This is a genomic window from Marilutibacter maris (assembly GCF_003233695.1).
GTDB lineage: Bacteria > Pseudomonadota > Gammaproteobacteria > Xanthomonadales > Xanthomonadaceae > Marilutibacter > Marilutibacter maris.
This window is the reverse complement of sequence record NZ_CP029843.1, coordinates 3,203,300-3,229,951: the sequence shown is the minus strand read 5'-3', so window position 1 is coordinate 3,229,951 and position 26,652 is coordinate 3,203,300. Positions and strand designations below refer to the sequence as shown.

Below are 26,652 nucleotides of genomic sequence, written 5' to 3'. Positions count from 1 at the left end.
GGGAAGGCGCGGACAGTGCACCGGTCGGATCGCTGCCGGCCCGCTGGGCCGCGGTTCAGGCCAGTCGATCGATCACGCTCTGGGTCGGCTTGGCGAGGTTGAGGGTGTAGAAGTGCAGCGACGGCGCGCCGCCGTCGATCAGGCGCTGGCACAGCTGCGCGACCACGTCCGCGCCGAATGCGCGCACGCTGGCGGCGTCGTCGCCGTAGGCCAGCATCCGCTGCGCGATCCAGCGCGGAATCTCGGCGCCGCACATGTCGGAGAAGCGGCGGATCTGGCTGAAGTTGGAGATCGGCATGATGCCCGGCACGATCGGGATGTCGATGCCCGCCGCGCGGGCGTCGTCGACGAAGCGGAAGTAGGCGTCGGCGTTGTAGAAGTACTGGGTGATCGCGCCGTCGGCGCCGGCCTCGACCTTGCGCTTGAAGTGGCCCAGGTCGGCATGGGCGTCGCGTGCCTGCGGGTGCATCTCGGGATAGGCGGCGACCTCGATATGGAAATGGTCGCCGGTCTCGGCGCGGATGAACTCGACCAGCTCGTTGGCGTAGCGCAGGTCGCCGGGACTGACCATGCCCGAGGGCAGGTCGCCGCGCAGGGTGACCAGGCGGCGCGCGCCCATCGCCTTGTACAGCTTCAGCAGGCCGCGGATCTCCTGGCGCGAGCCGCCCATGCAGGTGATGTGCGGCGCGGCGCTGTAGCCATGCTCACCGGCCAGGCGCTGGATCGCTTCCGGGGTATGGCTGAGGGTGGAGCCGCCGGCGCCGAAGGTCACGCTGACGTATTCGGGCGCATGCGCCTTGAGCCTGGCCGCGGTGCGGTCGAGCTGGCTGCGCTGCTCGTCGGTCTTGGGCGGATAGAACTCGAAGCTGATCGGCGTCATCGCGGTGTCTTGGGCCTGGTCGGCGGGCATCATATCGCTTTATCGCGATGAAAGGAATTATGACGCGTGCAAGGGGCCGGGCCGGTCCGGGCGGAGGGTGTCGCCGCGATCGCGGACAATGGGGCCCGCTTCCAACACCGACCGGCCCGCCGCATGTCCATCGTTCTCACCCCCTTCGCCACCGCCCGGCTGTTTCCGAAGGAGCGCCGGCGCAACACCATCCGCGACTGCACGCCGGAGCAGTTCGAACGGCATCTCAACGCCCACGCGCCGCTGAAGGTGCTCGACGGCTATGCGCCGTTCTGCAAGCTGCACGTGCACCGCAACTGGACTTCGACCCGTTGCCTGACCGTGCCGATCAGCGACGACAACCGCCACCTGCTGCGCAGCGCCTACGAGGCGCGCACCCGGGACGAGCTGCCGGTGCTGGTGCGCTGGTTCGAAGGCATCGAGGCGCCGGTCGCGGACTACCTGGTGGTGATCCTCTACAGCGCAGCGCAACTGCAGAAGGAGGGCGCGCCGATCGACGGCGAGTGGGGCGTGGTCGGCTGCCTGTACACCGCCGAGCCGGAAGAGATCCCGATGGCGCCGATCACGATGATGCGCAACGCGCTGGGGGTGGAGGAAGGCGGCTCGGGGGTGCCGCTGGACCGCGACGCCTACCGCCGCGCGGTCGAGTTCTGGGACAACAATGCGAACTGGCGGCCGTAGCCGCGGCCGGTCAGGCGGAGGAGAACGGCATGTTTTCACGACTCATCGGCTGGTTGTTCAGTCGCGAGCGCGGGCACTACGACGGCGATGACGGCGGGGCGGGTGTCGAAGTCGGAGACGCCGATCCCGCGCTGTCGGCCGACCCCGCGTTCCGGCCGGCCAGGGGCTGGATACGGGTCGGAAACGGCGGCATCGGCGATATCGAAGCCGCGATCGTCGACTACGGCGGCCTCACCCGGGCTGCCCGCCCCGGCATCTTCAGCGTCGAACTGCATCCCCAGGGCGATGGCGCCGTGGCGGTGCTGTTTCCGGACGGCTTCCCGGCCTACGACCTGGCCAACATGACCGGCTGGCTCGGCGCGCCTCCGCAGCAGCCGGAGGTCCACGATGCGGTCTGCTGGCTGGAGTCTCCCGGCGATGGCGTCCGCTATCGCCTGGAGCCGGAACTGGACAACGATCGCGGCGACACTCTGGTCGGCGCCAGCGCCGACGGGCGCTCGGTCCGGGTCTATCTTCCCGAGACCGGCGTCGGCGAGATATCGCAGCGCCGCGAATACGTGCAGGAGCCCGAACTGGAGCTCTCGCCGCGGCCGGTGACGATCGGACTCGTGCTCGACACCGATACCGGCTTCGGCAATCCGGACTTCCTGGTCGACAGTCCGCTGGACCAGGACTGGGGCGAGTGACCGCGCTCAGCCCTCGCCCGTGCCGGCCCCCTTCACTAGCGCCATCCCAAGGCTGTCCGGCGCGGTCAGTGCGAAGCCGAACTGCCGGTAGAGCCGGAACGCCTGGCCGTCGGCGAGCAGGCTGACGTAGGCCGATTCGGGCACCTCGCGCTCGATGTATCCGGCGATCTCGCGCATCACCGCCTTGCCCAGGCCGCGGCCCTGGTGCTCGGGCAGCACCGCGATATCGACGACCTGGTAGAAGCAGCCGCCGTCGCCGATCACCCGGCCCATCGCCACGGTCCGGCCATCGCACAGCACCTGCACCGCGAACAGCGAGTTGGGGAGGCCGGCCTCGGCGGCGGCATGGGTCTTCGGGCCGATCCCGGTCGCCTGTCGCAGGTGCCGGTAGGTGTCGATCGCGGGGGTCTCGTGGACGACGGTGTACGGTGTTGCGGTCACGGGTTTCGGGCTCCGGAGCGCCCGCATCGGCAGATGCGGGCAAGGACGAGGGATGTCCGGATGGTTGTCGCCATCGCCGCCGGCGTCAATGCCGTGCCGCCCATGTCGCCCACCTGCCGGTGCGATCGGGTACGGCGACACGGGGCGGCGGGCACGCCGCGGTCAATACTCGAAGTCGAGCTTGAGCCAGGCGGTGCGCCCGGGCTCGTTGATGCGGACCGGGTCGGCCGGAAAGCCGAAGTCGGCACTGCCGGCGAGGTTGAGGTGCTCGCTGTAGGCACGGTCGAACAGGTTGTCGACACCGGCGGTGAGGCGCAGGCGCTCGCCGAAGCGGTAGCCACCGTTGACCGCCAGGGTGGCGAAGCCGGCGCTGGGGCCGAGGTCGCGTCCGACCACGTTGCCCTGGTTCCCGGCGACGCGATCCTGTCCGGCCACCGCGCGCAGCAGCAGTCCGAGGTTCCAGCGCCGGTTGTCGTAGCCGGCGCTCAGGCGCGCGTCCAGCGGCGGCATCTGCGGCAGCGCCTGTCCGCTGCTGCGGTTCTCGCCCCAGGCATGGGCGAGGGTGGCGCCGAGCTTCCAGTGCGGGTCCGCCCGGAACTCGATGCCGGCCTCGGCGCCGCGTATCCGCGCATCGACGTTGGACACCGAGGACGTCGTGCCCATCATGCCGCCGCTGCGATAGGTGAACAGGATGTAGTCGTCGATGCGGCCGGCGTAGGCGGATACCCAGGCGTCGATGCGTTGGCTGTGGAACCTGGCGCCGATATCGACCTGGGTGGTGCGCTCGGGCTCGATCCCGGCGAAGGCGTTGGCCGCGCCCGTCGGGCCCATGTCGGCGGAGAACAGCTCCCAGTAGTCGGGCATGCGCCGGGTATGGCCGATGCCGGCGTACCAGCTCAACGGCGTCGTCGTCGCCGCCTGCTCGAAGCGCAGGAAGCCCGACGGCAAGGTTTCCCTGCGGATGCGATCGGCGGTGGGGTTGGGCATCCCCATCATCCCGGTGGTGGCGCGCTTGTCGGTCGTCCCGGCGCGGTCGACGCGCGCGCCGGCGATCCACTTGCCGCCCCCGCGGCCCTCGCGGGACAGCTCGCCGAACACGCCGAGATTGGAGGTCGTGGCGTCGGTCGTCCACGGCAATGCGCGATAGGCGCCGCGGCCCATCGCGCTGCGTTCGCGGTGGCGGCTGTCCTGCGCGTCCATGCCGGCGTCCAGCGACCACTGCGACCATCGCCAGTCGAACGCGACCCGGCCGCCGTAGGTGCGGCGGTCGACGTTCGACGCCATGGGCATCGGCATCGGTCCGGCCGGGTTGGGGTCGCGCAGGCTGTAGTTGTCCATCACGTGATCGGCCCGGTTGTGGAATACCGTCGCCTCCATCGACTTCAACACGCCTTCCAGTCCGCCCCGCTCAAAGCGCAGCGCATGGCTCTCGCGCCTGAACCGCGATCCGTCCATGCCGCGGCCGGCATAGCGGGCCTCGCCGTCGCCGCGGCCGGCGGACAGCTCCAGCCGGGTGTGCGCGTCGGGCGTCCATCCCAGCGCGACATCCAGGTTCCACTTCTTCCACGAGGACGGCACCGTGTTGCCGTCGCCATCCTCGTAGTCGTCGGATTCGGAGCGGTTGCCGTTGATCCGCGCATAGCCCGTCGGGTTGCCTGCCTCCAGATCGACGACCTGGTCGTTGCGCCCGAACGCGCCGCCAAGCAGGCGGCCGCTGGCGCGCACGCCGGGCGCGCCGAAGCGCTCGACGCTGCGCTCGAAACGCACCGTGCCGGCCGAGGCGCCGGGCCCCCACAGCACCGTTTGCGGCCCCTTGACCACGATCAGGCGGTCGTAGGTTTCCGGCGAGACGTAGGACAGCGGGTTGTCCATGCGGGCCGGGCAGGCGCCGGGCATGCTGCCGTCGTTGGTCAGCAGGTTCAGGCGCGATCCGAACATGCCGCGCAGGACCGGGTCTCCATTGCTGCCGCCGTTGCGCAGCGCGGTGAAGCCGGGAATGGTCTTGAGGTAATCGGCACCGTCGCTGGCGGGCACAGGTTGGCGCGGAATCTTCGGATCGGTGCTCCAGGTCAACGGCGAGTCGGGCGCCTCGGCGGTGACGACGATCGCGTCCAGCGTCGACGGGGAATCGGCGTCGCCGTCAGGCGTGGCGGCGACAGCGGAAGGGGACAGGCACAGCGCGGCCGAAACGGCCACGGACAGGCGCGACGAACGCATCGCCGCGCGGAGGGAGATCGACATGTGGGCTCCAAGGCACAAGCGCGCGGCACCGAGACCGCGCAGGAAAAGATGGCTTGTGGATCAGAGCGTCAGTGGCGGTGCCTGGGCGCCGAGGCCGCGCATGTTGCGCAGCGCTCGCGGCAACGACCGGTAGTGTCGTCGCAACAGAGGCGGCGGCGGGCAGTACGCCAGCAGGCAGAACAGCAACAGGAGCAGGGGCAGCGGCGTGCCCAGCGTGCAGTAGCCGCAGGCGTCGCCGATCCCGCCGTCGTGGTTACCGCTGTCGTGATCCCCGGCGTTGCGGTCGTCCTGTCCGGTGCGCGCGTCAGCGACCATGGACGAGATGTCGACCCACCGAAGACCGCCGCTGGTGCACATCTCGACCAGTGTCGGCATCCCGGATGCTGCGTTGCCGGCGACCGCCAGGACCCGGCTGACCGTCGGCATCAGCGACATCAGCAGCACCGCCGCCAGGGCGAGCCAGCTCACGCGTCTGAAGAGGGCCGGAGATCGGATCACCGCGCAATTCTAGCCATGTCGCGCCATGCGTCCGGCGGCCCAGAAGGGGCTTGAGCGCACAAGCGACCGATTGTCGCAGTCAGGGTACCGATGCCGAACTCGGTGCAGGCATTGGATGGACGGCGAGTCCGTGCCCGATCGCGGGCGTGGCGTCTGATGCGCGGAGCGGGTCGCCTCAGGTGTCGGGCAGGGAAGGCGTCCGGGTGGTGCGGTTGGCGATGAGAACGACCCGGCAACCGTCAGGCCATTCGACGTGATAGCGGACTTCTGTCGTTGGATCGCGGTGGTCATATCGGTGGCAGGTTGCGCCATCGCTGAAGTCCCGGAACCAGCACAGATAGTCCACCAGATAGAAGCCGAGTCTGGAGCGGGCGTCGATGCCGAGAAAGCCTTCCACGAAGGCGCAGAACTCGCGGCTCCAGTTCTCTACGGGAACGCGCTGGTGCTTGTCCGTCATCCGGTCGCCGTCGCAGGCGACCGCGTCCGCAAAGGTGACGCTCAGGCCGACCAGTTCGGTGTCGGTGGTCAGTGTGCGTGCGACCGCGTCGAGATATCCGCCAAGGAAGTCGCTGTGGCGTGGGATGGAGAACGCTTCGGTCATGTTCGATGGTGCTGATGCGGCCGGGCTGTGGCTAGAGGTTGATGGCTGGCGGGTGTTCGCTGGGTTCCAGAGGACGGTAAAAGAAGCGTCGGCTTGAACGAATTGTTGGAACTGCAGTCGATGACTACTTCTTACGTCTGATTTCTTCAATGATGACACCTGCTAAAGCTCCGCCAGCGCCAAACACGACGAACAACGGAACTCCAATGGCGCCGCCAAGTGCAGCGATGCCAGCGCCTTGACCAGATAGCGTTAGTGCAGCGGCAGCGGCGCTCATAGCCATCTTGGCAGGAAGGCTTCTCTCTTCCCAGCCGACGCGCTTCATCTCTCGCCACACAACGTTGAGGATTGGCGCAAGTACCTTCTTGTCGATGGATGCGGCGATTGCGCGCTTGGATTTCTCAAACGCAGAAAAATTGCTTGCTCTTATATCCAGCATCTTCTGTGCCCAGAATCGAAGGGCATCAAGATCCTCAGGCTTCGTTGCTGTGACGATAGCCCTTCCGATGTCTTTGACATGGCTACGCTTTTCGGTCATGAGCATGCCCCTGATGCCTAATGCAGTTCTAACGCCTCAGTTGAGCCGCGCCGCGAAGCGGCTTCGGCTTAAATGAATTGTTTGCGCGCATCAGTAGTCATCTCCAGAACAAAGCGCCGCTCGAAGTACTACGCGCGGAGGCGCTTGGGGTCACCACAATCTCTACCTCCTTGTCGGCACTGAACAATGGTAGGCCTGCCATGGCTGGCAAGTTGTATATCAGGATTTCGCCCTTTTGGCCGGAGAGGGGAAGGACGTGCTTGGGCTGCCCCATGACGGCAATGGTCTGCTCATATGACTGACCTAGATGGAGAGTCTCACAGAGTTCTCTATCCAGGTTGCCTGCCGAATACCGACTGCAGCCGGTGAGCATGGCGGCGATGGCTGTAATTGCGGCAACTAACTGAAAGTTGGTCATACGCCTTAATGCCAAGCAAACCCCAGAAATGGGGTGATATCGAATATTCAGTCAGGTGGTTGACCGTCGTCAACTGCTCTCGTTACGTTGCAGCGCCATGTCTTGCGCTGGATATAGATGACGCATTTGCTGATGAAGCGGGCGGAAATTGCCGCGAATGTGGGGCGATATCTGGATGGGCCCCGGAGATGATTTGATATCGCTTGTCAGGGAAAGCCAATGGCTTTCCCGGCCCCGATACGACCTCAGGCGCCCGGCCGGCACGGTTTCATTTGGAATCGCGGCGATGGGTTGCGGGGACGGCAGGTTCATCGGTCCCCAAAAACAAAACGGGCGCCCCGAGGCGCCCGTTTCGCGTACAGCCCTGTCGGCGAGGCCGATCAGTAGCGGTAGTGCTCCGGCTTGAACGGGCCGTCGACCGGCACGCCGAGGTACTCGGCCTGGTCCTTGCTGAGCCGGGTCAGCTTGACGCCGATCTTCTCCAGGTGCAGACGGGCGACCTCTTCGTCGAGCTTCTTCGGCAGCAGGTAGACCTTGTTGTCGTAGAAGTCCTTGTTCGCCCACAGGTCGATCTGGGCCAGGGTCTGGTTGGCGAAGGAGTTGCTCATCACGAAGCTGGGGTGGCCGGTGGCGCAACCCAGGTTCACCAGCCGGCCCTCGGCCAGCAGGAAGATGCTGTTGCCACCGTCGAAGGTGAACTTGTCGACCTGCGGCTTGATGTTGGTCTTGACCGCGCCGGAAGCGTACAGCGCATCGACCTGGATCTCGTTGTCGAAGTGGCCGATGTTGCAGACGATCGCCTGGTCCTTCATCGCCCGCATGTGCTCCAGGCGGATGATGTCCTTGTTGCCGGTGGTGGTGACATAGATGTCGCCGGTGCCGAGGGTGTCCTCGACGGTCTTGACCTCGAAGCCCTCCATCGCCGCCTGCAGCGCGCAGATCGGGTCGATCTCGGTGACGACCACGCGGGCGCCGTAGGCGCGCAGCGAGTGCGCGCAGCCCTTGCCGACGTCGCCGTAGCCGCAGACCACCGCGACCTTGCCGGCCAGCATCACGTCCATCGCGCGCTTGAGGCCGTCGGCCAGCGACTCGCGGCAGCCGTACAGGTTGTCGAACTTGCTCTTGGTGACCGAGTCGTTGACGTTGATCGCCGGCACCAGCAGCTTGCCGTCCTGGGCCAGCTGGTAGAGGCGGTGGACGCCGGTGGTGGTCTCCTCGGAGACGCCCTTCCAGCCCTCGACCACGGTGGTCCAGAAGCCCGGGCGCTCCTTGGCGACGCGCTTGAGCAGGTCCTTGATCACCTTCTCTTCGTGGCTGCCGGCGGGCGCGTTCACCCAGCTCTCGTCGCCCTGTTCCAGCTCGTAGCCCTTGTGGATCAGCAGGGTCACGTCGCCGCCGTCGTCGACGACCAACTGCGGGCCGAGGAAGCCACCCTTGCCGTCGGGGAAGCTCAGCGCCGACAGGGTGCAGTCCCAGTACTCCTCCAGGGTCTCGCCCTTCCACGCGAACACCGGGGTGCCGCTGGCGGCGATCGCGGCGGCGGCGTGATCCTGGGTGCTGAAGATGTTGCACGAGGCCCAGCGCACGTCGCCGCCGATGTCCTTCAGCGTTTCGATCAGCACCGCGGTCTGGATTGTCATGTGCAGCGAGCCGGTCACGCGCACGCCCTTGAGCGGCGCCTCGGCGGCGTACTTGCGGCGGATCGACATCAGGCCCGGCATCTCGTGCTCGGCGATGTCGATTTCCTTGCGGCCCCAGTCGGCCAGCGAGATGTCGGCGATCTTGTAGTCGCCATCCTGGGAGAAGGTCTTGGGTACAGCGTTCATGATGGACTCCGGTTCTGTGCGCCCCCGGCGGTCGCGTGGACCTTCGCGGGACGCGGGTTCTCAGACCGGGCGCCGTTGTTGCATGGGCTGCCTCGCCGAGCCTGGCCGTGCCCGCATCGCGCGGCAATGCGCTTGGGGACGGTCGCAGCGCCCCTCGGCGGGAGCGGAGGCAGATTCTAACGCCTTTCCCGCCGCATCATGGCAACCGGAGGTTGCTACAATTCAGCAATTGTGGACGCGGCCGCACCCGTTCAGGCGCGGCGGTGTCGACCGGACGAAATGGAATGAAGGGGAACCTCATGGAACGAAACAGCGATACCGGCAGCCTCGCAAACCAGGCCCAGACCCATGTCATCGGCGAGGGCGATGCGCTGGCCGACCTCGCCGAACGCTACGGCGTGACCATCCAGATGCTCGATGCCGCCAACCCGGAGCAGCAGCTTTCGGTGCGCCGGCTGGTGGAAGGGCAGGAGCTGCAGATCCCGGCGTCGCCGATGAGCGTGACCGCTGCAATCGGCGAGCAGGAACTGAAGCAGGGCTCGGGCAGCAGTGTGTCGGTCGAGGCCAAGAACGGCGGCACCGCGGCATCGCTGGAGTGGAAGCCGGGCGATGGCAGCGTCAAGGGCGCGGTGCAGAATTCGGTGTCCGACCCGTTGTTGGGCACGCTGGGCGCCGGCGGCAGCCTGGAGACCAACGTCAAGCGCGTCGAGGGCGAGCCGCCCGCCGCCGGTCCGGTCAGAGGGGTCAGCAGCGACAACGGCACGACCACCGTGAGCGTCGAACACGAACTCACCGCGCTGTCGGTCAAGCGCGAAGTGGAGAGCGGTGCGGTTGCGGTGGAAGTGGCGGGCAGCGTCGGACAGACGCTCAAGTACGAGGTGACCCTGCCCGGTGCGGACGCCGACCCCGCCGCCGCCGCCCGGATCAATCCGTTCGATCCGACGACGCTTCCGAACGGGGCCTCGGTCACGCTTAACCAGGCGGACTTCGCCCAGCACTCCATGGAGGCGTCGTTCCGGCATATCGCCGCAATCAGCCAGGTGAAGGAGAGCGAGGGCGCCAGCTATTCGATCACCCGCGAAGGCGATACGGTGAACGTGGTGATGGGCCCGAGCGAGGCGGTGGAGGCGTTCAACGCGATCGGCCTGAAGACCGACATCGCGACCGCGATGCTGGGGCGCAAGGACGCGCTGGAGTCGGCCACCCTGCAGACCGCGCGCTTCGACCTGGCCTCGCCCGACGGCCAGGCGGCGTTCGCGCACTTCGTCGGCACCGGCGAGGTCGCCTCGCAGACACCGGGCGTCAGCGAGGTCGCCACGATCGAGCGTACCGATTTCAACTCGCAGACCCGCCTGCAGCTGGGACTGGGACCGGAGCAGGCGCGCGTGCAGGCCGATCTGGCCGGACCGGAAAACAGCGGTCAGTTCGTCACCACTACCTATGCCGATGGCTCCTTCGCCCGCACCAGCGCACTGCAGTACAGCGACAACGTACCGCTGCAGGTGGTGCAGCGCTTCGATGCCGACGGCAACGAGCTCGGCGGGATGCGCGCCTACCGCTTCACGATCGATACCGACCGCCCCGAGTACGGCATGTTCGACCGGTTCATGGGGCACAACGAGCAGGCCGAAGAGCGCAACATGGCCGGCAACCTGAACGTCGCGATCACCGGCGAGCAGAGTGGCGAAGGGCCGGTCAAGCCCGGCGACAAGGTCGTCATCGAGTTCAACGAGGCGCAGATGCAGGCCTTCATGGGCCAGGTGCGCGCGGCCTCGCCGGACGACCGCCGCTGGATGGAACAGCGCGAGGCGGACGGGCAGGCGGTCGGCAGCATGGAGTTCGCGATATCGATGGCCCGGCATGTCGGCAGCGGCTCGTACGCGTTCACGGAGAACCTCCACCGCTACGCTCAGGGCGCCGATGGCGATATCGCCAACGATCGCGTCGACCGGATCGATGCGACGGTGAGTAAGGCCTCGGGCGAGGTGCTGTCGGGCACGCAGTGGCAGCGCGCCGGACAGCAGCCGCCGGAACTGGGCACGTTGCCGCGCGACGCCGGCAGCGACCGGATGTTCGATCACCTGTACCAGGGATTGCAGCGTGGCGATGCGGCGGCCGACATGGCGATCCGCGACGTCGGCGCTTCCGATCATGCGCGGGCGATGTTCACCCAGGCCGGCATGCAGGTGGAGGCGCAACTGCGGGCGGCGACCGAGCAGCAGCACAACGAACAGCAGGAACGGCAACGCAACGAACAGCAAGGCCAGCAACAGGAGGCCCTGCAGCGCTAGGGTCGGCGGGAGCCGTGCGTCGATGGTCGTGGCGACGGGTACAGCGTCGCCGCGGCTCGCGCGTCGTGCTCCGGCCCGGCCCGCCGCGGGACGGAGAATGATGTGTGAATGATGCGAATCTGAAGGAAACCGTGGTCCGCGCCGCCGAGCTGCTGGACCTGTTCAAGCGCCAGAGCGAAGAAGCCGGTCGCGCCAACCGCGACAATGCCGCGCGCCTGCAACGCACGGTCGAGGAGGCGCCGCAGCAGATCCGCAAGGCCGCCGACGAGGCACTCGCCCGTGTCCCGGGCGAGGTCGCGCAGGCGGTGCGTGGCGGGGTCGGCGGCTCCCTGGCCGAACTCGAGCGGGCGGCCGCGGCGAGCGGCAAGCGCATCGATGCGGCGGGGCAGGGGATCGCCCGGCTGGCGAATCAGGCGGCGACGGTGGAGAAGCGTCTGCTGACGATCACGGTCGCGGTGGGGCTGGTGCTGTTGCTGGCGGCCGCGGTCGCCGCCGGCGGGCTGTGGTATCTGCAGCGCGAGATCTCGCGCAACCAGGTCGAGCTGGAGCTGCTGCGCGCCTACAACCGAGCCGATGTCGTCCTCTGCCAGGACGGCCGCCTGTGCGCGCGACTGGAGCAGGATGGCACGGGCGGAGACGGCGAGTACCGCGTCGTCGCGCCCCGCCGCTGACGGGAGGTTGCGAAGCCGCTGGCGCGGCACGCTCCGCCTGCCGGTTTCGTATGCGTGTCGCCGCCGTGCGTCGTTGCCGGAGACGGGGACGACCCGGCCCGATGCCGGGTTCGCGGGTTTGCGGATCCGCGGCCCGGAATGACGACGGGCCGCGCGAGGGCGGCCCGTCGGTATGCCTGGAACAGGCGCCGGATTACAGCTTGGCGGCCTTGCGCAGCTCCTCGGCCTTGTCGGTCTTCTCCCAGGAGAAGGCGGTCGCGGTGTGCTTGTTGCCGTCGATGTCGAGGTAGCTGACTTCCTTGGGCTTGCGGCCGAAGTGGCCGTAGGCGGCGGTCTGCTGGTAGATCGGGTGGATCAGGTCGAGCATCTTGACGATGCCGTACGGGCGCAGGTCGAAGTGCTTGCGGATCAGCTTCTCGATCTTGTCGTCGCTGATGCGGCCGGTACCGAAGGTGGTGACCGAGATCGAGGTCGGCTCGGCCACGCCGATCGCGTAGCTGACCTGCACTTCGCACTTGTCGGCCAGGCCGGCGGCGACCACGTTCTTGGCGACGTAGCGCGCGGCATAGGCGGCCGAGCGGTCGACCTTGGACGGGTCCTTGCCGGAGAACGCGCCGCCGCCGTGGCGGGCCATGCCGCCGTAGGTGTCGACGATGATCTTGCGGCCGGTCAGGCCGCAGTCGCCGACCGGGCCGCCGATCACGAAGATGCCGGTCGGGTTGATGTGGATCTTGTTCTTGGGCAGCGACTCGAACCACTTCTTCGGCAGCACCGGCTTGAGGATGTGCTCGCGCACCGCCTCGACCAGGTCCTTCTGCTTGATGCCCGGGTCGTGCTGGGTCGACAGCACCACCGCGTCGAGGCCGACGATCTCGTTGTTGTTGTCGTAGCGCAGGGTGACCTGGCTCTTGGCGTCCGGGCGCAGCCACGGCAGCTTGCCGTTCTTGCGCACCTTGGACTGCTGCTCGACCAGGCGATGGCTGTAGTAGATCGGCGCGGGCATGAATTCCGGCGCCTCGTTGCAGGCGTAGCCGAACATCAGACCCTGGTCGCCGGCGCCCTGTTCCTCGGGCTTCTTGGCCTTCCTGCGGGTGCCGTCGACGCCGGCGGCGATGTCGGGCGACTGCTTGCCGAGCATGTTGATGATCGCGCAGGTGTGGCCATCGAAGCCGACGTTGGAGTTGTCGTAGCCGATCTTGTTGATGACCTTGCGGGTCAGCTCCTCGATGTCCACCCACGCGGTGGTGGTGACCTCGCCGGCGACGATCGCCGCACCGGTCTTCACCAGCGTCTCGCAGGCGACGCGGGCGCGCTTGTCCTGCGCCAGGATCGCGTCGAGGACGGCGTCGGAGATCTGGTCGGCGATCTTGTCCGGATGGCCCTCGGACACGGATTCGGAGGTGAACAGGTAGCTGGACATCGAGGCAATATCCTTTGATTCGAATGAAAGGATGGCCGCGCATCATACAGAACTGCGGGCCATGCTGCATTGTGCACTTTCGAGGTGTTGCCCGGGGTTAAGCGGCGTGACCGCGGTCGATCCGGCGCCATGCCGGGGAGCGGGGCCGGCCCGGGCGGGAGCGTGTCACCGCTCTGTCTTGCCGCCGACATGCGACTGTCGCCGCCGGGCGTCAATCTTCGCGCCGACAGTCATCGGCTGCCGCCGCCAACGCGCCAACGCATGGGCAAGATCGAACAGCGCCTGCAACAACGCTTCCCGCACTGGTTCAACGGGCGTCGCGCCCGTCTCTCCCGCCCGCTGCTGCGCACCCTCGGTCGCTGGTCGCGGTTGCACGAGGTCGACCGGTTCCTGGAGGCCAACGCCCACCTGCGCGGGTTCGGCTTCGTGTCGGCGGCGCTGGACTACCTGGGGACCCGCTACGGCGTCGATCCGGCCGAGCGTGCGCGGATCCCGGCCCGCGGCCGGCTGCTGGTGGTCGCCAATCATCCCTCCGGCGCGCTCGACGCGCTGGCGTTGCTGGACCTGGTCGGCAGCGTGCGCAAGGACGTGCGGATCGTCGCCAACGACCTGCTGTCGGTGATCGACGGCCTCGGCGAACTGCTGCTGCCGGTGCGCATCCTCGGCGGCCGCCCGAGCGTGGAGAGCCTGCACGCGATCGAGGCCGCGCTGGAGGCCGAACAGTGCGTGATCGTGTTCCCGGCCGGCGAGGTCGCCCGGCTGGGCCTGCGCGGGGTCACCGACGGACGCTGGCGCCGCGGCTTCCTGCGCTTCGCCCGCGCCACCGAGGCGCCGGTGCTGCCGATCCGGGTCGAGGCGCGCAACTCGGCGTTCTTCTACGGCGCCTCGGCGCTGTTCAAGCCGGTCGGGACGGCCCTGCTCGCGCGCGAGATGTTCGCCCGCCGCGCGCGCCGGGTGGTGCTGCGGGTGGGGCGCCTGCTGGACCTGCCGGACGACGCCGAACCCAGCGTGCTGCTGCGCCAGGTGCGCCGCGAGCTGCATGCGATCGGTACCCGTCGCGAATCCTACGACCCGCTGCCGGCGGATGCCGCGATACCCTTGATCCGGCCGATCGCGGCGGCCCAGGTCGCCGCCGGCATCGCCGGGATGCGGCTGCTGGGAATGACCACCGACGACAAGGAAATCCGGGTCGGCCGGTTGCCGACCGGAGCGCCGCTGCTGCGCGAGATCGGCCGCCTGCGCGAGATGACCTTCCGCGCGGTCGGCGAGGGCACCGGGCGCCGGCTCGATGTCGACGAGTACGACGGCTGGTACGAGCACATCGTGCTGTGGGACGCGGCGGCGGAGAAGATCGCCGGCGCCTACCGGATCGCCCGCGGCTCGGCGGTCCTGCCCGAGCGCGGCACCGCCGGCCTGTATACCGCGTCGCTGTTCCAGTACGCCGGGGAGACCCTGCCGCGCCTGCACGAGGGGATGGAGCTGGGGCGCAGCTTCGTGGTGCCCGAATACTGGGGCAGTCGCAGCATCGACTACCTGTGGCAGGGCATCGGTGCATACCTCGCCTGCCACCCGCGGGTGCGCTACCTGTTCGGGCCGGTCTCGATCAGCGCCGCGCTGCCGGTCGAGGCGCGCGAGCAGATCGTCGCCTACTACGCCCGCTACTACGGCGGCGAGGCCGGGCAGGCGGTGTCCAACCGTCCGTTCGCCTACCGCGCCGCACCGCCGGACTTCGATCCGACCCTGGACGCGGCGACCGCGTTCCGGGTGCTGCGCGACAACCTCGACGCGCTCGGGGCCGCGCTGCCGATGCTCTACAAGCAGTACACCGACCTGTGCGAGCCGGGCGGGGCCCGCTTTCTCGCTTTCGGCGTCGACCCGGACTTCAGCGACTCGGTCGACGGCCTGATCGAGGTCGACCTGCAGATGCTGCGCCCGAAGAAGCGGGCGCGATACCTGGGCTGCGCCATCGGCGAGGCGCGAGCCGGGGCAAGCGATCATCCGCGAGAGAGGGGGGGCTGCGCATGAGCACTCCGGCAACTGCTTCGACGACCACCACCGTGACGCAGTTGCCGCAGAGGCGACGCGCCGTCTTCATCTCCGACGTCCACCTGGGCTCCAAGCACTGCCACGCGAACCAGCTGGCGGACTTCCTGCAGGCGCTGCGCTGCGATCGCCTGTACCTGGTCGGCGACATCGTCGACCTGTGGTGGATGGCGCAGCGGCGCGCGCGCTGGGGCAATGCGCACAATCGGGTGATCGAGGCGCTGCACGCGCTGCGTCGCGACGGCACCGAGCTGATCTACGTGCCCGGCAACCACGACCGCCCGATCCGGCGTTTCTGCGGACTGGCGCTGCCGCGCATGCAGGTGCGCCGGCGCACCATCCACACCACCGCCGACGGCCGCCGCCTGCTGGTCACCCACGGCGACGACTACGACGCGCAGACCCACTTCGGCAGCCTGCAGGAGAAGCTCGGCGACTGGCTGTACTACCGCATCCTCAGCGGCAACCAGTTGTTCAACCACCTGCGCCGCGCGTTGGGGATGCGCTACTGGTCGTTGTCGGAGTTCCTCAAGCGCCAGAGCGGTGCGGCCGAACGCTACATCGCCCGCTTCGTCCAGGCCGGCCTCGACGACGCCTCGCGCCGCGGCCTGGACGGCATCGTCTGCGGCCATATCCACCGTGCCGCACTGTTCGAACGCGACGGCCGCGTCTACGCCAACGACGGCGACTGGGTCGAGAGCCTGAGCGCGCTGGCCGAGGACCCGGACGGCAGCCTGCGCCTGCTGTCGCACAACGGCGAAACCCTGGCGTTGTTGCCGGCACGCACGCCGCATTCCTCGTTGCCGCAGACGCTGCCCGACGCCGCCTGAGCGGCGCGGGCTTCAGGCGTCGTCGCGGTACAGCGCTCCGAGCTCGCGCAGCAGCAGCGCGTACTCCGCCTCCAGTCCGGCGCTGTCGCATACGGTCTGCGACAGTTCGGCGAGGATCAGCTCGCGCAGGCGCCGGTGCATCCGCGCCAGCTGCGTTGCGACGCCGTCCACGTCGGTGCCGAGCCGGGCCGCGGCGACCAGACGGTGGGCGAGTGCGTCCGCGACCGGCTCGCCGCCGTTGCCGTAGACCGGGACCAGCAGGCCGATCAGGGTTTCATGGAGCCTCTCGCGCCCCTCGGCGCGGTACTCGCGCTCCAGCGCACGCCCGGCATTGCGCAGCACGGCCAGCGCCCACGCGTGGTCGAACGCAGCGGTCGGGGAGGCGCGGGTGCTCGGGGCGGCGCCGCGATCGTCCAGGAACCGCGCCAGCGCGTCCCGCAGGAACGGGCGGAAGCGATCGGGTGCGCAGGCCGCGACGCCGGCCGCGCCCGGAGCGAGCAGCCAGGCGAAGAAGTCCCGGGCCAGATCCCCGGCCTCGTCGTCGCCGCAACCCAGCCCGCGCAGATGGCCCAGCACCGTGCAGCGGTAGTCCTGGCAGATCGCGACCAGGGCGGTGCGCGCCTGGCGGGGATGGCCGCCGCCGTTGACGACCAGGCTCCAGCGGCTGCTTGCGAATCCGGACACACGGGTCTCCACGGTCGGGCGCCGCCGGCCGCCGCGTGCGCGGTGATCGGAGAGCATGCGGTGAAGGCCCCCTGTACCTGATGCAGAACGCATCGAGGGGCCGGTTGGCGGCCATCGACGCGGCCGCAACGGCACACGGGTATCGGCAGGCATCGCGGCGAGGCCGCGCGGACGGCCGACAACCGGTAGCATCCCCGCATGGATTCACTCACCCAGATCGTTCTCGGCGGCGCGCTGGCGGCCGCGATCGCGCCGGCGGGCCACCGCCGCGCGGCACTGCTGGCCGGGGCCGCGCTCGGCACCCTGCCCGACCTTGACGTGTTGCCGATCAACCTGCTGACCGACGACCCGGTGCAGCGGATGACCTGGCACCGGGGCATCAGCCATTCCCTGCTGGTGCTGCCGTTCGTCGCCTGGATGATCTGGGAAGGGTGCCGGCGCCGCGGTGGCCGGGTCGCCGCCGCGCCGCGGCGCTGGTTCTGGGCGATCCAGCTGGCCTTGTGCACGCATCCGCTGCTGGACGCGTTCACCGTTTACGGCACCCAACTGCTGTGGCCGCTGCCGGTGCGGCCGGCGATGTGGTCGAGCGTGTTCATCATCGACCCGCTCTATACGGTGTGGCTGCTGCTGGCCTGCGCGATCGCCTGGTTCGCGCGCGAACGCCGCCTCGGCGGACGGGCGCTGGTGCTCGGTCTGGCGCTGAGCACGTCGTACCTGGCCGCCTCGCTGGGGGCGAAGGCGATGGTCGAGCGCGAGGCCGGACGGGCGCTGGCCGATGCCGGCCTGGCCGGGGCGCCGCGCTTCTCGGTGCCGATGCCGTTCAACATCCTGCTGTGGCGGGTGGTCGCGATCACGCCCGATGGCTTCGTCGAAGGCGAGCGCTCGCTGGTCGCCGATCGCGGTCCGATGCAGTTCCGCCGCTATCGGTCGGACATGCGTGCGTGGATGCAGGTGGCCGACTACCCGAGCGTGCGCCGGCTGGACTGGTTCAACCGCGGCTTCATGAAGGCCGAGCAGCGCGACGGGGAACTGGTGCTGTCGGACCTGCGCATGGGCGCCGAGCCCGATTACAGCTTCCGCTTCGCGGTGGCCGAGCGCGACGGTGCGCAGTGGCGGGAAATTCCGCCGCGGCAGTTGGAGTGGCCGTGGCAGGCCAGCCGCCGCCTGGCGGGACTCTGGCAACGGATATGGCATTCGCCGGAGCCTACGGCCGAGCCGGTGGCGGCCGGCGTGTCGGCGACCGCGACGCCGGGCGGCTGAGCGCGCGACGGGTGGCGAATGCGAGCCGGGCACGGCGTGCCGTGCCCGGGGGCTGTTGACGGACGCCGGCTCCCCCCTCCCGGCGTGGTGGCGGTTACAGCGCGGCGGAGGGGACGTCGCGGTGGATCTGGATGACCACCTCGCGCCCTTGCGCGTCGCGCAGGGCGACTTCCTCGCCGTTGAGCAGACGATGGAAGTTCTCCTCGCCGACGGCGCGGGTGAACGCCTTGACGCTGCGGTCGTAGGTGTAGCGATACTCGGCATAGGCGGTGCGGTTGCCGAGCACCATCTGCACCTTGCGTTCGCTCAGGCCGGTGATGCCTGACAGTTCGGTGATGGGGTCGTTGCCTGCCCAGGCGGGTAGTGCGGCTGCCGTGGCGAGCACGAGTGTTGCGATCTGCACTTTCATGGGGGGCCTCCTGACCGGACCAGGTCCGACCGGGACGCGGCAACGGGATGTTGCCGGTAGGGGCGTCCCGGCGACTTCATTGAACACCCCGCCGCGTCCGCGCACATCGGCCATACGCCCCCCTGACTTCAGTCACGCGGATCGCGAAGCAGTTTTCGAATCGTGTCGGCTTTGGCCGACGGGCGGTTGCAACCCGACCGCCGCGGCGGCGATTCAGGCCGCGACGGGCAGGCGCGGCGGCACCCCGGCGACCAGCGCGTCGAAGTAGTCGCGGGTCAGGCTCAGCTGCGCCTCGGCGCTCTCGGCGCGGTTGACCACCGCGCGGAATCCGGCCCGCTGCTCGTCGGTGTGTTCGGGCCGGTCCTTCGCGTACCAGCCCAGGTGCTTGCGGGCGATGCGCACGCCGGAGGTCTCGCCGTAGAACGCGTGCAGGGCGCGCAGGTGGTCGAGCAGGATGTCGCGCACCTCGGCCAGCGACGGCGGCGCGAGCCGTTCGCCGGTCGCGAGGTAGTGGGCGATCTCGCGGAAGATCCACGGCCGGCCCTGGGCCGCACGGCCGACCAGCACCGCGTCGCAACCGGTGTGGCGCAGCACCTGCGCGGCCTTGTGCGGCGAATCGATGTCGCCGTTGGCGAACACCGGAATCGACAGCGCCGCCTTGACCTCGGCGATGGTGTCGTACTCGGCGACGCCGGTGTACTGCTGGTCGCGGGTGCGCCCGTGCACCGCCAGCGCGGCGATGCCGCAGTCCTGCGCGATGCGCGCGATCGCCAGCGCGTTCTTCTGGTCGGCGGCCCAGCCGGTGCGGATCTTCAGCGTGACCGGCACCTCGACCGCGGCGACCACCGCGGCGAGGATGCGCGCGACCAGCGTCTCGTCGCGCATCAGCGCCGAGCCGGCCCAGGCATTGCAGACCTTCTTCGCCGGGCAGCCCATGTTGATGTCGATGATCTGGGCGCCATGATCGACGTTGTGGCGCGCGGCCTCGGCCATCACCTCCGGCACGGTGCCGGCGATCTGCACGCTGATCGGGTCCGGCTCGCCGTCGTGGTCCATCCGGTGGCGCGATTTGGCGGTGTTCCAGAAGCGCGGATCGGAGGTGGTCATCTCCGACACGCACAGCCCGGCGCCCAGGCGCTTGCACAGCACCCGGAACGGCTTGTCGGTGACGCCGGCCATCGGCGCGAGGATGACCCGCGGGGCGATGACGTGGCGGCCGATCTGGAAGCTTCCGGTCGACATGGCGGGCATTCTACCCGCGATGCCGGCCCGCCCTGGTGCGGCATCGCGGCTCACGCCGCTCCTGCGGCAGGGTGCTGGATCACCGTAGGCGCGGCGTAAGCCGCGATCCCCGGGCTGCGCCCGGGAATCGCCAAAGTTTGCTTCGCAAACCTTGGGCCCCGCCGTTGCGCTTCCACACCCCCATTCGCGCCTGCGGCGCGAATCGCCCCCTCACTCAGGGGGGACGATATCCGGCTGCGCTCGGATATCTCCCAAAGTTTGCTTCGCAAACCTTGGGCCCCACCGTTGCGTCTCCACACCCCCATTCGCGCCTGCGGCGCGAATCGCCCCCTGACTCAGGGGGGGACGATATCCGGCTGCGCTCGGATATCTCCCAAAGTTTGCTTCGCAAACCTTGGGCCCCACCGTTGCGTCTCCACACCCCCATTCGTGCCTACGGCACGAATCGCCCCCTGACTCAGGGGGCTGGGCGATGCCTCCATACCATAGGCGCGGCGTAAGCCGCGATGGGGGCGTCCCGTGAAAGCCCTCGCGGCTTGCGCCGCTCCTACGAGCGCCGGGCGCGCGCCCTCAGCCGCGCTTGCGCGCGCGCCAGAGCAGGAAGCCGGTGACCAGCAGGAAGGCCGGCATCAGACCGGCCAGCGCGGTCAGCCAGCGCATCGCGGTGCCGCCGACCGCGCCGATGTGCAGCGGGTAGATGGCCTGGTGGATACGGGTGCCGGCGGGGTCGGCACTGGCGTCGACGACCTGCAGGACCGCGCCGTCGCCGGCGAGGTGAATGGTGCTGCGTCCGACCGGGTGCCACTCGCCGGCGGCACGGGCACGGAATGCGACCGGGCCGCCTTCCCTGGGCACCGATACCCGGTTGACCCGCGCGCCCGGCAGCGCGGTGAGCGCCTGCGACAGCACCGCTTGCCACTGCGGAGGCGAGGTGGCCGGGTCGGTCGTGGGCGCGGTGTGGGTGGCGCCGCCGAACAGCGCGGTCAGCGCCGTCCGGAAGCCGTTGGAGTAGATCATCCCGACTCCGGTCAGGGTGACCAGCAGCACCAGCGGCAGGATGATCGCGCCGCTGCTGCGGTGCCAGCTCAGCCAGCGCCGGGTCGGTGGGCCGGCGTGGAAGCGCAGGTGCGCGCGCCACTGGCTGCGCCTGGGCCACCACAGGTACAGGCCGCTGAGCAGCAGCCCGAGCGCGACCCAGCCGACGATGCCGAGCACCTCCTTGCCGACCTTGCCGGCGAGCAGTTCGACGTGCAGCTCGTGCAGCCACAGCAACCAGTCGTCTCGATGGCTGCGGGTCAGCAGCAGGCTGCCGTCGGTCGGCGAGAAGTAGCCGCGACGACCGTCGGCGAAGTAGCCCTGCCAGACCGGCAACGCCTCGCGCGGCAGGTCCAGCGAACGCAGGCCCCGCGGCCCCCATTGGTCGACGATCCGTTCCAGCACCGGTGCCCGCGCGACCGCTTCGTGGCGGGTCAGGTGCGGGTACTGCAGGCGCAGCAGTTCGACATGGAACACCAGTACCGTCCCGGCCAGCGCGACCACGGCGAACACACCGCCCAGCACCAGCCCGAACCACAGGTGCAGCCAGGCCAGCGCCGCCCGCAGGCGGCGTGGACGGGAGGTGCGGGGGCGGTTCATCCGCCGATCATCGCAGTGCCGGGACGCCAGCGCCGAGCGTGCGCGCTCAGAACCGGTGCGACCAGCCCACCGTGAGCACCCGGCCGCGACCGGCGACGTAGCCGTCATCGCGCGGCGGGCGGACCTGCGAGTAGTAGGTCATGTACTGCTCGCCGAGCAGGTTCTCGATGCCGATGTTGAGCGTGCCGGTCGGCAGGCCGACGCGGCCGATCAGATCGACCGTGGTGTAGCCCTCGAAGTCCTCGCCGGAACCGTCGAAGTCGCGATCGAAGGCATGGCTGGCCTGCAGACGGGTATCGAAGCGCGGCAGCCAGCGCTGGGTCCAGAAGGCGGTGACCCGGTCCGGGCTGATGTTGACGCCCGGGATGTCGCTGTCGACACGGTCGTCGCCGTCGCTGTCGTAGCGGCCCTCGGTGCGGGCATAGGCGAGGCCGATGCGGCCGGCCTCGGAGAAGCGGAACGCGACATTGCCCTCGATGCCACGGATCTCGGTGCGCTCGCGGGCGACGTTGTAGGCGCCGGTCGCAGGGTCGAAGTCCAGCCGCGAGCCGAGGTCGGAATCGGACCAGTACCCGGCCAGGTGCGCGACCCAGCGGCCGTCGTCGTAGTCCAGGCCGATCTCGCGATTGTCGGAAACCACCGGCTGCAGGTCGACCAGATTGTCGACGCGCTGGCCGGGCAGGTCGATCGCGCGCAGCACCCGGCCGATGTCGGCGACGGTGTAGCCTTCGGAGTAGGACGCGTACAGCTTCAACGCACCGGTGGCCTCCCACACCACACCGAAGTTGGGCAGGGTCTCGCTGGTCTTCGGCGAGCCGCCCACGACGCGCTGGCTGCCATAGCGCGGCAGGGTGGTGAAGTCGTCGACCTCGAGCCGACCGCGCTCATGGCGCAGGCCGCCGCTCAGCAGGACGGAGCCGATCCGGTACTCGGCCTGCAGCAGAGGCGAGATCGCGGAGTATTCGGTTTCAGGCACCCAGTACCAGCGGCTGCCGTCCTCGCCATGGAGTCGCTGCGAGGTCGTGTCGCGCGAAGCGTCCAGGCCCAGGGTCAGGCGCAGCGGCAGGTCGCCGATGTTGTCGCGCGACCAGGTGAGCTTGCTGCCGATCTTCTTCGACACGTTCTCCGACTGGGTGGTCAGGTCGTCGCTGCCCGGTCCCAGGAAGTTGCGCCACAGCGACGAGCCGTAGCGTCCGGCGAAGTCGGCCCAGTAGAACTGGGCCTGGAAATGGCCGCCGGCGAGGTAGCGGTCGGTGTAGTCCAGGGAGGCCTGGGTCATCAGGTTGCGCGGCGCCCGCATCGGCGGGTGGCCCCGGGTCGAGGTCGCCGGAATGCCGGCGGCGACGTCGCCGGGCACGGTCAGGTAGTCGCCATCGCCCTCGATCTCGAAACGGTTGATGCTCAGTTGCAGGCGTCGCTCCGGGTCGATGCTCCAGCCGCCCTTGGCGAACAGGTTCAGGCTCTGGGAGTCCATCAGGTCGCCCTGCACCGCGTCGACCGCCAGCGCGTCGCCGTCGCCGTCGTAGTACAGGCCCTCGCGGGCATGGGAAGCGCCGCCGACGAAGTCGAACGCACCCTTGCGGGTGCCGAACAGGTAGGACGCGCGGTAGCCGGTGCTGTCGCTCTCGTGCGGCAGCGCGCTGCTGGCGGCGACGGCGACATCGTGGAAGCTCGCGCCGTCCTCGCGCGGCGCGCGCTTGGTGATGATGTTGATGATGCCGCCGGAGGCGCCCAGGCCCTGCAGTGCGTTGGCGCCGTGGATGACCTCGATGCGCTCGATCATCGCCGCGTCGATGGTGTGGCCGTCGCGGCCGCCGGCACGCAGCGGCGTGGACTGCGGCACGCCGTCGACCAGGTACAGCGGCTTGCGCCCGCGCAGCGACTCGCCGGCATTGGTCATCTTCTGCCGTGCCGGGGTGAACGACGGCACCAGGCTGGCCAGCACCTGGGTGATGTCCTGGGTGATCGCCAACTGCTGCTGCAGTTGTTCGCGATCGATGATGGTGATGGTGTTCGGCAGCGCCGCTTCAGAGTCCGGGATGCGGCTGGTGCTGGCGGACACGGTAATCCGGTCCAACTCGGTCGCGCTTCCGGCGCTTTCGTAATCGCCGCCGTCCTGGGCGAACGCATGGGAAACCGGGAGGGCGGCCAACAGGGCGCAGGCCAGGACGGAGGGGCGGTGCATCGGCACATCCAATACGCGAATGGGGTGCGTATGGTAGTGCGAACGATTCTCAATTTAAACGGCGACCGGGGCCTGCCTGCATGGGATCGGGCCGTCGCAATGAAGGCGCCCGGGGTTCGCCTGGCATGCTTCGGGGACTCCCGGGCGCGGCCCGGGGATCGCGGCTCACGCCGCTCCTACGGCATGAACGCATGGACCCAACCCCCTGAGTCAGGGGGCGATTCGCGCCATCGGCGCGAATGGGGGTGTGGCAACGCAACGGCGGGGCCCAGGGTTTGCGCAGCAAACTTTGGGGACTCCCGGGTGCAGCCCGGGAATCGCAGGCTTACGACGCTCCTACGAAAACCGGACAGCCCTCGGTGCTCAAGAGAGCGTCTTGTCGACCACCCGCGCGCTGGGCGCGTTGACCATCACCGCATCGATGCCGTTGTTGCGCGCGGTCGGGCTGCTGTAGGGCTGGCTGTGCCCGATCACCTCGCCGTTGCCGGCCCTGAGGTTGAAGTAGGGTCGGCCGTCGCTGGTGGTCAGGCGCTCGAAGAACTCGTCGTGCTCGCTGTAGCGCTTGACCAAGTCGATGCCGTTCCGGCACGCCGCCTTGGCGGTGTAACCCTCGCTGCTGAGGATCACCTGTCCATTGCCCGCGAGCAGGTTGAACTGGAACTCGCCAGTGCTGCGGGTCGTGATCTCGAATCGACCGGCCATGCCTGCGCTCCAAATTTGTGATGCAAGTCTCAAATTTGAGATTTGCACCCGGAGGCTAGGGCAGGACTTGTTATCGCGGCGTCATGGCCGCGATAAGCCGGTGTCGACGGCTGTTCAGGATGCGCCGGTATCGAAGCGTGCGGCGACATCCGCGGCCCGCGGCATCGCCAGCGCCGCGCCGCGGCGTTCGGTCGACAGCGCTGCGTAGCGGACCGCATGCGCGATGTGTTCGGCGAACGGCTTCTCGCCGGCCCGGGCCAGCGACGCGGCCAGGGCGCCGTTGAAGGCGTCGCCGGCGCCGATGGTGTCGATCGCCTCGACCCGGGGTGCCGGCTGGCGATAGCAGGCCGCGCCGTCTCCGCGCAGGTGTCCGGAGGCGTGCGAGACGAAGCAGCCGGCCGCGCCGAGGGTGATCACGACGGTGCCGTGCGGCAGCAGGCGCCGGCACAGCGCGTGCAGGTCGTCGTCGGCGAGGCCGGCGAGGGTGTCGGGATCGGCATCGTGGCCAAGCCGTTGCAACTGGGTGCAGAACTCGGTCTCGTTGGGCGTGGTCAGGTCGGTCAACGCCCACAGCCCGGGCGTCACCTCGGCGTCGGCCGGGGCCGGGTTGAGCAGGGTGGCGACACCGTGCTCGCGGGCCAGCGCGAACGCGGTGGCGATGGCCTCGGCCGGCGTTTCCAGCTGCGCCAGCACCACGCCGGTCCCCGCATCGGCCAGGTCCGCCCCGAGCTCGCGCACATGGTCGGCCGACAGCGCCGCATTGGCGCCGGGACCGATCACGATCGAGTTGCGGCCGTCGCGGTCGACGTAGATGCCGGCGGTACCGGTAGGCGCATCGCTGGCCAGGACGTGCAGGGCGATGCCGTCGTCCGCGGCCAGGGCGCGCGCCAGCTGCCCGCCGGCGTCGTCGCCCAGCGCACAGGCAAAGCGCACCGCGGCACCGGAGCGGGCCGCGGCGACGGCCTGGTTGAAGCCCTTGCCGCCCGGTCCGCTGCCGTATTCGCCGGCGAGGGTCTCGCCCGGCCGCGGCAGGCGGGCCACCGACCACACGTGGTCGACATTGAAGGAACCGACCACGATCACGCGCTTCGCCATCATGCTCACCTCAGGCGAAATGGGTCAGCACGCCGGCGATGGTCGCGGTCATCAGGGTGGCGATCGAGCCACCCAGCACCGCGCGCAGACCGAACCGGGCCAGGTCGTGGCGACGTTCCGGGGCGATCCCGCCGATGCCGCCGATCTGGATCGCGATCGAGCTGAAGTTGGCGAAGCCGCACAGCGCGTAGGTCGCGATCAGCCGGCCCTGATCGGTCAGGGTCACGCCCTCGACGTTGCCGCGCACGATCTCGCCCAGTTGCACGTAGGCGACGAATTCATTGAGCACGACCTTGGTGCCGATCAGGCCGCCGATGGTCGGGGCGTCCTGCCACGGCACGCCGATCGCCCAGGCCAGCGGCGACAGCACATAGCCGAGCAGGGTCGCCAGGTCGGTCGGGCGGCCCAGCCAGTCCTGCAGACCGGTGACCTCGCCCAGCCACTGCAGCGGGGCGTTGAGCAGGGCGATCAGGGCGATGAAGGCCAGCAGCATCGCGCCGACGTTCAGCGCCAGCTTGAGGCCGTCGGAAGCGCCGGCGGCGGCGGCGTCGATCACGTTGGTGGTGGTCTTCTCGACGCCTATCTGCACCGTGCCCAGGGTCAGCGGGGTCGCGGTCTCGGGCACCAGCATCTTGGAGATCACCAGGGTCGCCGGCGCGGCCATGATGCTGGCGGTGATCAGGTGCTTGGCATAGAACGCCTGCAGGGTGGCGTCGCCGCCGCCCAGCAGCATCACGTAGGCGCCGAGCACGCCGCCGGCGATCGTCGCCATGCCGCCGACCATCAGGGTCAGCAGCTCGGATTCGGTCATCTTCGAGATGTAGGGCTTGACCACCAGCGGCGACTCGGTCTGGCCGATGAAGGCGTTGGCGCAGACCGACAGGGTTTCCGCGCCGGAGACCGGCATCATCTTGGTGATCACCCAGGCCATGCCCTGCACGATCTTCTGCATGACCCCCAGGTGGTAGAGCACGCTCATGAAGCTGGCGAAGAAGATGATCGTCGGCAGCACCTGGAACGCGAACACGAAGCCGAACTTATCCGGATCGGTGAAGTCGCCGAAGATGAAGCGGGCGCCCTCGGTGGTGAACCCCAGCAGTCTGACGAAGCCGCTGGACAGCGCGTCGAACACGCTCGCGCCCCACGGCGTCAGCAATACGAACCCGGCGATCAGTAGCTGCAATCCCAGGCCCAGTCCGATCAGCCGCCAGTTGATCGCCTTGCGGTTGGTCGAGAATATCCAGGCAATGGCGAGCAACACGGCCAGGCCGAACAGGCCGAACCCGATCCGGGTCAATATTTCCACTCGATTCTCCCCTGCGGCCACCCATGGCCTGTCCAAACG

General features: G+C 69.0%; 24 protein-coding genes and 1 riboswitch. Of the genes, 7 read left to right on the top strand and 17 right to left on the bottom strand.

Going from position 1 to position 26,652, the window contains the following annotated elements:
* Positions 1-55: 55 nt before the first annotated feature.
* Positions 56-913 (bottom strand): methylenetetrahydrofolate reductase [NAD(P)H], encoded by an 858-nt coding sequence (gene metF / locus C9I47_RS14255; protein WP_223250154.1) that lies wholly within the window; start codon positions 911-913, stop codon positions 56-58.
* 120 nt (positions 914-1,033) lie between these two features.
* On the opposite strand from metF, the gene C9I47_RS14250 reads away from it, so the two are divergent.
* Positions 1,034-1,591 (top strand): DUF3228 family protein, encoded by a 558-nt coding sequence (locus C9I47_RS14250; RefSeq protein WP_111267343.1) that lies wholly within the window; start codon positions 1,034-1,036, stop codon positions 1,589-1,591.
* A 29-nt stretch (positions 1,592-1,620) separates the two neighbouring features.
* A complete protein-coding gene (locus C9I47_RS14245; protein WP_145985535.1) occupies positions 1,621-2,277 on the top strand; it encodes a hypothetical protein in 657 nt (218 codons plus the stop codon).
* 6 nt (positions 2,278-2,283) lie between these two features.
* Here C9I47_RS14245 and C9I47_RS14240 read toward each other — a convergent pair whose 3' ends face one another.
* The 7 genes from C9I47_RS14240 to ahcY all read right to left on the bottom strand — a co-directional run bounded on the left by C9I47_RS14240 (position 2,284) and on the right by ahcY (position 8,840).
* Positions 2,284-2,718, bottom strand: a complete 435-nt coding sequence (locus C9I47_RS14240) for a GNAT family N-acetyltransferase (RefSeq protein ID WP_211371834.1) — start codon at positions 2,716-2,718, stop codon at positions 2,284-2,286.
* A 162-nt stretch (positions 2,719-2,880) separates the two neighbouring features.
* Entirely contained in the window at positions 2,881-4,959 is a 2,079-nt protein-coding gene (locus C9I47_RS14235; protein ID WP_111267340.1) for a TonB-dependent copper receptor, read from the bottom strand.
* 60 nt (positions 4,960-5,019) lie between these two features.
* Positions 5,020-5,427: a DUF2946 family protein gene (locus C9I47_RS14230; RefSeq protein ID WP_111267339.1), complete on the bottom strand. Its 408-nt coding sequence runs from the start codon at positions 5,425-5,427 to the stop codon at positions 5,020-5,022.
* 205 nt (positions 5,428-5,632) lie between these two features.
* Entirely contained in the window at positions 5,633-6,058 is a 426-nt protein-coding gene (locus C9I47_RS14225) for a hypothetical protein (RefSeq protein WP_111267338.1), read from the bottom strand.
* 124 nt (positions 6,059-6,182) lie between these two features.
* On the bottom strand, positions 6,183-6,602 hold the full coding sequence (locus C9I47_RS17650; protein WP_145985534.1) for a hypothetical protein: 420 nt from the start codon (positions 6,600-6,602) through the stop codon (positions 6,183-6,185).
* A gap of 91 nt (positions 6,603-6,693) precedes the next feature.
* Positions 6,694-7,014, bottom strand: coding sequence for a hypothetical protein (locus tag C9I47_RS18010; RefSeq protein ID WP_111267337.1), 321 nt, complete (start codon positions 7,012-7,014; stop codon positions 6,694-6,696).
* A 380-nt stretch (positions 7,015-7,394) separates the two neighbouring features.
* Positions 7,395-8,840 carry an adenosylhomocysteinase gene (gene ahcY, locus C9I47_RS14215; protein ID WP_111267336.1) on the bottom strand — a complete coding sequence of 482 codons (1,446 nt, stop codon included), beginning with the start codon at positions 8,838-8,840 and terminating at the stop codon, positions 7,395-7,397.
* Between the two features lie 60 nt (positions 8,841-8,900).
* Positions 8,901-9,002: riboswitch (S-adenosyl-L-homocysteine riboswitch) on the bottom strand.
* Positions 9,003-9,139: 137 nt separating this feature from the next.
* Between ahcY and C9I47_RS14210 the strand changes: the two genes are divergently transcribed.
* Together C9I47_RS14210 and C9I47_RS14205 are read left to right on the top strand one after the other, a co-directional pair.
* Positions 9,140-11,131, top strand: coding sequence for a LysM peptidoglycan-binding domain-containing protein (locus C9I47_RS14210; protein ID WP_190238519.1), 1,992 nt, complete (start codon positions 9,140-9,142; stop codon positions 11,129-11,131).
* Between the two features lie 104 nt (positions 11,132-11,235).
* Positions 11,236-11,802 carry a hypothetical protein gene (locus tag C9I47_RS14205; protein ID WP_111267334.1) on the top strand — a complete coding sequence of 189 codons (567 nt, stop codon included), beginning with the start codon at positions 11,236-11,238 and terminating at the stop codon, positions 11,800-11,802.
* Positions 11,803-11,995: 193 nt separating this feature from the next.
* On the opposite strand, the gene metK is transcribed toward C9I47_RS14205, so the two are convergent.
* Positions 11,996-13,222, bottom strand: a complete 1,227-nt coding sequence (metK, locus tag C9I47_RS14200) for a methionine adenosyltransferase (protein WP_111267333.1) — start codon at positions 13,220-13,222, stop codon at positions 11,996-11,998.
* 261 nt (positions 13,223-13,483) lie between these two features.
* On the opposite strand from metK, the gene C9I47_RS14195 reads away from it, so the two are divergent.
* Entirely contained in the window at positions 13,484-15,247 is a 1,764-nt protein-coding gene (locus tag C9I47_RS14195; protein ID WP_190238518.1) for a GNAT family N-acyltransferase, read from the top strand.
* Entirely contained in the window at positions 15,244-16,095 is an 852-nt protein-coding gene (locus C9I47_RS14190) for a UDP-2,3-diacylglucosamine diphosphatase (RefSeq protein WP_111267332.1), read from the top strand. The genes C9I47_RS14195 and C9I47_RS14190 overlap by 4 nt, the downstream gene beginning before the upstream one ends.
* Before the next feature lie 12 nt (positions 16,096-16,107).
* On the opposite strand, the gene C9I47_RS14185 is transcribed toward C9I47_RS14190, so the two are convergent.
* Entirely contained in the window at positions 16,108-16,779 is a 672-nt protein-coding gene (locus C9I47_RS14185) for a hypothetical protein (RefSeq protein ID WP_145985533.1), read from the bottom strand.
* Between the two features lie 198 nt (positions 16,780-16,977).
* Between C9I47_RS14185 and C9I47_RS14180 the strand changes: the two genes are divergently transcribed.
* On the top strand, positions 16,978-18,039 hold the full coding sequence (locus C9I47_RS14180) for a metal-dependent hydrolase (protein ID WP_111267330.1): 1,062 nt from the start codon (positions 16,978-16,980) through the stop codon (positions 18,037-18,039).
* A gap of 94 nt (positions 18,040-18,133) precedes the next feature.
* On the opposite strand, the gene C9I47_RS14175 is transcribed toward C9I47_RS14180, so the two are convergent.
* The 7 genes from C9I47_RS14175 to C9I47_RS14145 all read right to left on the bottom strand — a co-directional run bounded on the left by C9I47_RS14175 (position 18,134) and on the right by C9I47_RS14145 (position 26,613).
* Positions 18,134-18,448, bottom strand: a complete 315-nt coding sequence (locus tag C9I47_RS14175; RefSeq protein WP_145985532.1) for a hypothetical protein — start codon at positions 18,446-18,448, stop codon at positions 18,134-18,136.
* 213 nt (positions 18,449-18,661) lie between these two features.
* Complete coding sequence (gene dusB, locus C9I47_RS14170; RefSeq protein WP_111267328.1) at positions 18,662-19,690, bottom strand: tRNA dihydrouridine synthase DusB; 1,029 nt, start codon at positions 19,688-19,690, stop codon at positions 18,662-18,664.
* Between the two features lie 570 nt (positions 19,691-20,260).
* Positions 20,261-21,325: a PepSY-associated TM helix domain-containing protein gene (locus C9I47_RS14165; protein WP_190238517.1), complete on the bottom strand. Its 1,065-nt coding sequence runs from the start codon at positions 21,323-21,325 to the stop codon at positions 20,261-20,263.
* Positions 21,326-21,371: 46 nt separating this feature from the next.
* On the bottom strand, positions 21,372-23,510 hold the full coding sequence (locus tag C9I47_RS14160) for a TonB-dependent receptor (protein ID WP_145985531.1): 2,139 nt from the start codon (positions 23,508-23,510) through the stop codon (positions 21,372-21,374).
* Positions 23,511-23,873: 363 nt separating this feature from the next.
* Positions 23,874-24,212 (bottom strand): YegP family protein, encoded by a 339-nt coding sequence (locus tag C9I47_RS14155; protein ID WP_111267325.1) that lies wholly within the window; start codon positions 24,210-24,212, stop codon positions 23,874-23,876.
* Between the two features lie 114 nt (positions 24,213-24,326).
* Entirely contained in the window at positions 24,327-25,307 is a 981-nt protein-coding gene (locus C9I47_RS14150) for a ribokinase (RefSeq protein ID WP_111268159.1), read from the bottom strand.
* 10 nt (positions 25,308-25,317) lie between these two features.
* Positions 25,318-26,613: a NupC/NupG family nucleoside CNT transporter gene (locus C9I47_RS14145; RefSeq protein WP_223250153.1), complete on the bottom strand. Its 1,296-nt coding sequence runs from the start codon at positions 26,611-26,613 to the stop codon at positions 25,318-25,320.
* Between the last annotated feature and the right edge of the window lie 39 nt (positions 26,614-26,652).

Bases quoted from the DNA above. Each gene is read 5' to 3' on its own strand.
- metK (WP_111267333.1), bottom strand. From the start codon at position 13,222: ATGTCCAGCTACCTGTTCACCTCCGAATCCGTGTCCGAGGGCCATCCG.
- C9I47_RS14225 (WP_111267338.1), bottom strand. From the start codon at position 6,058: ATGACCGAAGCGTTCTCCATCCCACGCCACAGCGACTTCCTTGGCGGA.
- C9I47_RS14180 (WP_111267330.1), top strand. From the start codon at position 16,978: ATGGATTCACTCACCCAGATCGTTCTCGGCGGCGCGCTGGCGGCCGCG.
- C9I47_RS14155 (WP_111267325.1), bottom strand. From the start codon at position 24,212: ATGGCCGGTCGATTCGAGATCACGACCCGCAGCACTGGCGAGTTCCAG.
- C9I47_RS18010 (WP_111267337.1), bottom strand. From the start codon at position 7,014: ATGACCAACTTTCAGTTAGTTGCCGCAATTACAGCCATCGCCGCCATG.
- metF (WP_223250154.1), bottom strand. From the start codon at position 913: ATGATGCCCGCCGACCAGGCCCAAGACACCGCGATGACGCCGATCAGC.
- ahcY (WP_111267336.1), bottom strand. From the start codon at position 8,840: ATGAACGCTGTACCCAAGACCTTCTCCCAGGATGGCGACTACAAGATC.
- C9I47_RS14195 (WP_190238518.1), top strand. From the start codon at position 13,484: ATGGGCAAGATCGAACAGCGCCTGCAACAACGCTTCCCGCACTGGTTC.
- C9I47_RS14235 (WP_111267340.1), bottom strand. From the start codon at position 4,959: ATGTCGATCTCCCTCCGCGCGGCGATGCGTTCGTCGCGCCTGTCCGTG.
- C9I47_RS14210 (WP_190238519.1), top strand. From the start codon at position 9,140: ATGGAACGAAACAGCGATACCGGCAGCCTCGCAAACCAGGCCCAGACC.
- C9I47_RS14160 (WP_145985531.1), bottom strand. From the start codon at position 23,510: ATGCACCGCCCCTCCGTCCTGGCCTGCGCCCTGTTGGCCGCCCTCCCG.
- C9I47_RS14150 (WP_111268159.1), bottom strand. From the start codon at position 25,307: ATGGCGAAGCGCGTGATCGTGGTCGGTTCCTTCAATGTCGACCACGTG.
- C9I47_RS17650 (WP_145985534.1), bottom strand. From the start codon at position 6,602: ATGCTCATGACCGAAAAGCGTAGCCATGTCAAAGACATCGGAAGGGCT.
- C9I47_RS14250 (WP_111267343.1), top strand. From the start codon at position 1,034: ATGTCCATCGTTCTCACCCCCTTCGCCACCGCCCGGCTGTTTCCGAAG.
- C9I47_RS14165 (WP_190238517.1), bottom strand. From the start codon at position 21,325: ATGAACCGCCCCCGCACCTCCCGTCCACGCCGCCTGCGGGCGGCGCTG.
- C9I47_RS14245 (WP_145985535.1), top strand. From the start codon at position 1,621: ATGTTTTCACGACTCATCGGCTGGTTGTTCAGTCGCGAGCGCGGGCAC.
- dusB (WP_111267328.1), bottom strand. From the start codon at position 19,690: ATGTCGACCGGAAGCTTCCAGATCGGCCGCCACGTCATCGCCCCGCGG.
- C9I47_RS14190 (WP_111267332.1), top strand. From the start codon at position 15,244: ATGAGCACTCCGGCAACTGCTTCGACGACCACCACCGTGACGCAGTTG.
- C9I47_RS14175 (WP_145985532.1), bottom strand. From the start codon at position 18,448: ATGAAAGTGCAGATCGCAACACTCGTGCTCGCCACGGCAGCCGCACTA.